At 56.0% G+C, this 5,438-nt stretch carries 5 protein-coding genes and 1 pseudogene; all 6 read right to left on the bottom strand.

The genetic code is table 11. From position 1 onward, the window contains the following. On the bottom strand, nt 1-714 hold a 714-nt coding region (gene hisG / locus QZP87_RS12445; protein WP_291323244.1), incomplete at its 3' end, for an ATP phosphoribosyltransferase. Continuing rightward, nucleotides 711-1,088 carry a phosphoribosyl-AMP cyclohydrolase gene (hisI, locus tag QZP87_RS12440; protein WP_291323243.1) on the bottom strand — a complete coding sequence of 126 codons (378 nt, stop codon included), beginning with the start codon at nt 1,086-1,088 and terminating at the stop codon, nt 711-713. The genes hisG and hisI, both read right to left, overlap by 4 nt. 110 nt (nt 1,089-1,198) lie before the next feature. After that, complete coding sequence (gene rlmN, locus QZP87_RS12435; protein ID WP_291323245.1) at nt 1,199-2,230, bottom strand: 23S rRNA (adenine(2503)-C(2))-methyltransferase RlmN; 1,032 nt, start codon at nt 2,228-2,230, stop codon at nt 1,199-1,201. Then, nucleotides 2,227-3,552: an HD domain-containing protein gene (locus QZP87_RS12430; RefSeq protein ID WP_291323242.1), complete on the bottom strand. Its 1,326-nt coding sequence runs from the start codon at nt 3,550-3,552 to the stop codon at nt 2,227-2,229. The genes rlmN and QZP87_RS12430 overlap by 4 nt, the downstream gene beginning before the upstream one ends. A 473-nt stretch (nt 3,553-4,025) precedes the next feature. After that, nucleotides 4,026-4,940, bottom strand: a complete 915-nt coding sequence (locus QZP87_RS12425; RefSeq protein WP_291323241.1) for a dihydroorotate dehydrogenase — start codon at nt 4,938-4,940, stop codon at nt 4,026-4,028. A 2-nt stretch (nt 4,941-4,942) separates the two neighbouring features. After that, nucleotides 4,943-5,438 (bottom strand): annotated as a pseudogene (locus tag QZP87_RS12420) (dihydroorotate dehydrogenase electron transfer subunit); the annotation flags it as partial.

The raw sequence follows: 5,438 nt of genomic DNA, 5'->3' as shown, positions 1-5,438 counted from the left end.
CATTACGTCTTCCACCCTGTCCGCGGGCAGGTTCATTTTCAGCCCCACCAGCCGGTCCGCTCGCAGAGCACCGTGCAACAGGGTATTGATATTTTCGATCTTGCTTCGTTTCCAGGGATCTGCCCAGGCCTCTTTGTTGGCTATGAACTGGGTATTGGTCTGCAAAAGCTCTGCAATTATCCTGAGTCCGTGAGCCTTGATGGTGGATCCGGTCTCGGTGACCTCCACAATGGCGTCAGCCAGGCCCTCCACCACCTTGGCCTCGGTTGCTCCCCATGAAAATTCCACCTCCACGGGAATGCCTGCATTGTTAAAATAATTGCGGGTAAAATTTCTAAGCTCTGTGGCTATCTTTTTGCCCGTAAGATCCTCAGGGCGACGGTAGGGTGAATCCCCGGCCACCGCCAGAACCCACCTGGCCGGTCTGTTGCTGACTTTGGAATACACCAGGTCCGAGACCACCACCACGTCTGATTCGTTTTCCATGATCCAGTCCTTGCCGGTGAGTCCCGCATCCATGGTCCCGTTCTCCACGTACCTGGATATCTCCTGGGCCCGGCACAGGGAACACTGCATCTCCCGGTCATTTATTTCCGGGAAATAGTTCCTGTGATGAGGCTTTATCTTCCATCCGGCCCGGGCGAAAAGCCTTCTGGTGGCTTCCTCCAGGGAACCCTTGGGGATGCCCAGCTTCAGGACTTGCTCGCTGCTCATTTATTGTAAACCTCCTTGGGATCGAATACTTTTGCGGCATGTTCCAGGAAACGGCCATCCTTTTCCACCCGGGTGAAAAAGCAGCTTTTGTAGCCCTTGTGGCAGGCCGCACCCCCCACCTGTTCCACCATGAACAAGATGGTGTCATAGTCGCAGTCTATGCGTATCTCCCGGATCCTCTGCACGTGTCCGGAAGTCCCGCCTTTATGCCATATACTTTTTCTGCTGCGGCTGTAAAAATGGGCCTCGCCGGTCTCCAGGCTTTTTTCCCATGCCTGCTGGTCGCTGTAAGCAAGCATGAGCACCTCTCCGGTATCCCATTCCTGGACTATCACCGGCAACAGCCCGTTTCCCTTGTCAAAATCGGGTTTCAAAACGTGTCTCCTTGTTTACCCTTGATCATTTCTTACTGATACTCTTCATCACGCCCATACCCTCTTCCCCATGCTCCATGCCCTATGCCCTACGCCCCATGCCCCCCAGTTCATGAATCTGCAGCCAGCTGTCCGCAAGCGGCGCTGATATCCTGGCCCTTGCTTTTGCGCAGGGTGACAGTCAGCCCCTTGGAGCGAAGCACTTCCTCAAACGCCAGTATGGTCTTCTCCTGTGGCGGCTGATATCCTTCATGCTCCCCGGGATTACAGGCCAGCAGGTTCACCTTGCATTTGACCCGGGACAAAAGACGCACAAGGCCCCTGGCCTGGGCCGGGGAGTCGTTTATATCCTTTAACAGAACGTATTCAATGGTAATACGTTCCCTGGGGGCAAGAGGGTATTGTTCCAGGGCACTGACCAGGTCCTGTATATCCCAGGTTGCGGCCCCGGGCATAAGCTTGCGGCGCAGTTCCTGATCCGGTGCATGCAGGGACACCGCCAGCATACCCAGGCGGGAGCGACCGAACTCCTGCAGCCTGTCCCTGACCCCCACCGTGGACAGGGTAAGCCTTCTTCTGGAGATCCCCAGTCCCAGGGGATCCGTCATCATGCCCATGGCTTTTTTCACCGCATCCCAGTTTAAAAGCGGCTCCCCCATGCCCATGAGCACCACGTTGGTCAGACGGGTACTGTCCAGGCCTGTGTCCTCCAGGTGCCGGCCTGCCACAAGAACCTGGGAAGCTATCTCCCCGGGGGTGAGGTTGCGCTTGAACCCCATACGCCCGGTACTGCAGAAGACACATCCCATGGGGCACCCCACCTGGGTGGAAATGCACTGGGTATAATAATCCTTTTCCGGGATGATGACCGTCTCGATACAGAAGCCGTCACTAAGACCCAGCAGGAGCTTTACTGTCCCGTCAATGCTTTCCTTTTTCTGGACCACCTCAGGCCTTTGCAGGACAAACTCCTGCTGCAGACTGCTGCGCAGGGCCTTGGAAATGTTGGTCATCTCCTGGAAATTCCCGGCCTTCTTCTGCCACATCCACTGCCATAGCTGATCCGCCCTGTAGGCCGGTTCCCCGCGATGTTTCAGCAGGTTCTGCATTGATTCGCGGTCTTGTTCCAGCAGGTTGTCTATTGCAGATGCTCCTTTTCCTTGTAGCGCATGACAAATTCTATGGCCTCGGGCACCGAGGTAACATCTCCTGCTGCCTGGGCCTGAAGCAGGGCCTCGCGGATCACCCCCACTCCGGGACCGGGCTTGATGCCGGTGAATTCCATGATCTCATGCCCGTTCAAAAGCGGCTCCAGGATTTCCTCCCTGACTTTGGCCTTCTCAAGCATCTTCAGGTTGTGGTTGAATTCCTTGTAGCTGCCGTCCCTGGCCTTGATATCCGCCCGGACCATTTCCATGAGCCTGGGATATTCGTCCAGGGCCATGAACCTGCGGATGCCGCGGTCCGTGAGCATGAAATGAAAGCGCATATGATGGCGCACCAGGTGACACACCAGGTCGATTTCATCGGTATTGAACCTGAGCCGTTTAAGGATCTTGCGGGTAACCTTGGCCCCTATGCGGTGGTGCTGATAAAAAGTGATTTTGTCGTGAAAGTATTCCGCGGCGAACAGTTTGCCCACATCGTGAAACAGACAGGCCATAGTGCCGTACCAGTCATAGGGAAGCTCCTCCGGGTAATGGCGTATCACCCCCAGAGTATGCTCCCAGACATTTTCCCGGCCATACTCGGGATTTTTGACCTGCTCCACCCTGTTCAGTGATGCAAGCTCCGGGATGAGACCATGCAGGATCATGGATTCAAACAAAAGCTCCACGAACCTGTGCATGTTTTCGGCTTCCACCTTGCGCCATTCGTCCATGAGATCTGTAACTGACACGTAGTCCAGAACCCTCCTGGAGGACCTGAGAATAGCCAGCCATGTGTTGCCCTCTATGGGCAGGCCGAAATTGGCTGAAAAACGCAGGGCCTTGACGGCCCGCAGGTAATCCTTCTTCAGGGTCTCGTCAGGGAGTCCCTCCAGGGTGATTTTGCCTGTATCCAGATCTTCAAAGCCGTCGTAAACCGCTCTGGGATCCGGGATGTAGGGGCAGGCCCAGACCAGGGGCAAATCCCCCATCTCTTCCAGACGCTTAACCAGCCTTGGAGTCATGCGGGCTATGGTGCCATCGGTATATGAACTTTCTATGACGTCTGCGGGGTAAAAATTGAATGTCATCTGGCCCTGCCTTAAGAAGCCCAGGAAATCCAGCCCCCCCGAGGTCTCCAGGCTGGGGAAAAGCTTGGTCAGGCCGGTAAAGTCCAGTTCCGTGCAAATATCCACTTCCATGTGGTTCTGGTCCATGGCCCGCTCCTGAAGGGGGGCATTGATGACGTATGCATCGTAGCCGTTGCGCATGATGGTTTTACACAGGGCGACTGCATCTTTTATGGGCTGGGGCATTTTATCTCCTTAAGATTTCGCCTTGAAGCAAAACCCTGCAAAGGTTCAACCGGTTGCAGCTAATATATCTGCGCTTTGGATGTGGCATGGGGACTGGCTCTCCCCGCACTTGTTTTTCAAATATGCTGAAATTTCCCTTAACAAAAATAAGTGCGGGGGTGCCTGTCCCCTGCTTTCCTTAAAAAAACAGCAGGATGTAGCATGGGGACTGGCTCTCCACGCACTTGTTTTTTTTATATGCTGAAATTTCCCTTAACAAAAATAAGTGCGGGGGTGCCTGTCCCCTGCTTTCCTTAAAAAACAGCAGTGCAGCTTGTTTTCAAGCTTACAGCCTATCTGACACCCTTCTGTTTTTCAAGTCTTAGCAGGCGGGTGACCCTGATTTATTTATCCCCGCAGGATACAGCTGCTAACCCGGGCTATACCCTTAGTCCAGTTATCTGCTAATGGTTGATTGGGGTAATGAAGGGATTTCATTGAGTCTCCAGAGAACCTCTGAAATCGTCGAGAGACTCTGCACCCAGCTCAGCCAGCAGGCCGGGCAGTTCGTCCACCAGGTCGAAAATCAAGTCCGGGCGCATGAAATTGGCCGTGCCCACCTGCACAGCGTGGGCCCCCACCATGATGAATTCCAGCACGTCCCGGGCGCTGCAGATGCCGCCCAGGCCGATGACCGGGATATCCACTTCGCGGCAGACCTCGTAGACCATCTTCAGGGCCACCGGCTTCACAGCGGGACCGGAGAGGCCGCCCACTATATTGGCCAGCCTGGGCTTTCTGCTGTGGATGTCCACTGCCATGCCCCCCAGGGTGTTTATCAGGGAAATAACATCCGCGCCGGCATCCCGCACCGCCCGGGCAATGACCCTGATATCCGTGACATTGGGGCTCAGCTTGATGATCAGGGGCTTGTCCGGGCTGGCCCTGCGCACTTCCCGGGTGACGGATGCCGCGGCCTCGGGGTCCTGGCCGAACTGCACCCCGCCGCAACGCACATTGGGACACGATATATTCACCTCCAGGGCCCCCACTCGGGGTGCATCCCCCAGGATTGCCGCCAGCTCCACGAATTCTTCAGCACCCTGGGCATAGAGATTGGCCACTACCGGGGTTTCATCCGCAGGCAGAAAGGGAAGCTTCTGTGCAAGAAATTTTTCCACCCCCACATTCTGCAGGCCTATGGCGTTTAACATGCCGCAGGGTGTTTCAGTGATGCGCGGTGTGGGATTGCCGCTGCGCGGATGCAGGGATAGGCCTTTGACCACGATGGCTCCCAGCTTTTGCAGGTCTCCGTAGGGAGAAAATTCCAGGCCATAGCCAAAGGTCCCGGATGCGCTCATGATGGGATTTTTGAGGCGGAGTCCGCCCAGATCGACACTTATATCCATAGCTACAACACCAGTTCCCCGGCATCAAAGACCGGTCCTTGTACACAGCTCTGTACCAGACCCTGGCTGCGGGTCTGAACCACGCATCCCAGGCAGGCACCTACTCCGCAGGCCATTCTAGTCTCCACCGAAAGCTGGGCCGAGGCCCCTGCTTCCAGCACATGCTTTTGCACCACCTGCAGAAAAGGCATGGGACCGCAGGCCAGGACCTCTCCCCTGGAAGCAAACCGGGATATCTGCTCCCTGAGGACCCGGCCGAAATGTTCCATGTCTTCCTGGTTCGTCTGGCGCATATTCTGGCGCTGCATCTCCCCGGGCAGTTCATCAAAGGGGTAGCAGGACCGGTCCATGCGATGACCAAAGATAAGGCTCAGCTTGCCGGGATAGGGGTGCTCCTTGCAAAGGCCGATAAAAGGGGCGATGCCCATGCCCCCGGCCAGGATCAGGTAGCGTTTTTCAGGGGAGAGCCTGAACCCGCGCCCCAGCGGACCCCACATG

The sequence above is a fragment of the Desulfonatronospira sp. genome (assembly GCA_003563255.1).
GTDB lineage: Bacteria > Desulfobacterota > Desulfovibrionia > Desulfovibrionales > Desulfonatronovibrionaceae > Desulfonatronospira.
This window is presented reverse-complemented; position numbering and strand designations above follow the sequence as displayed.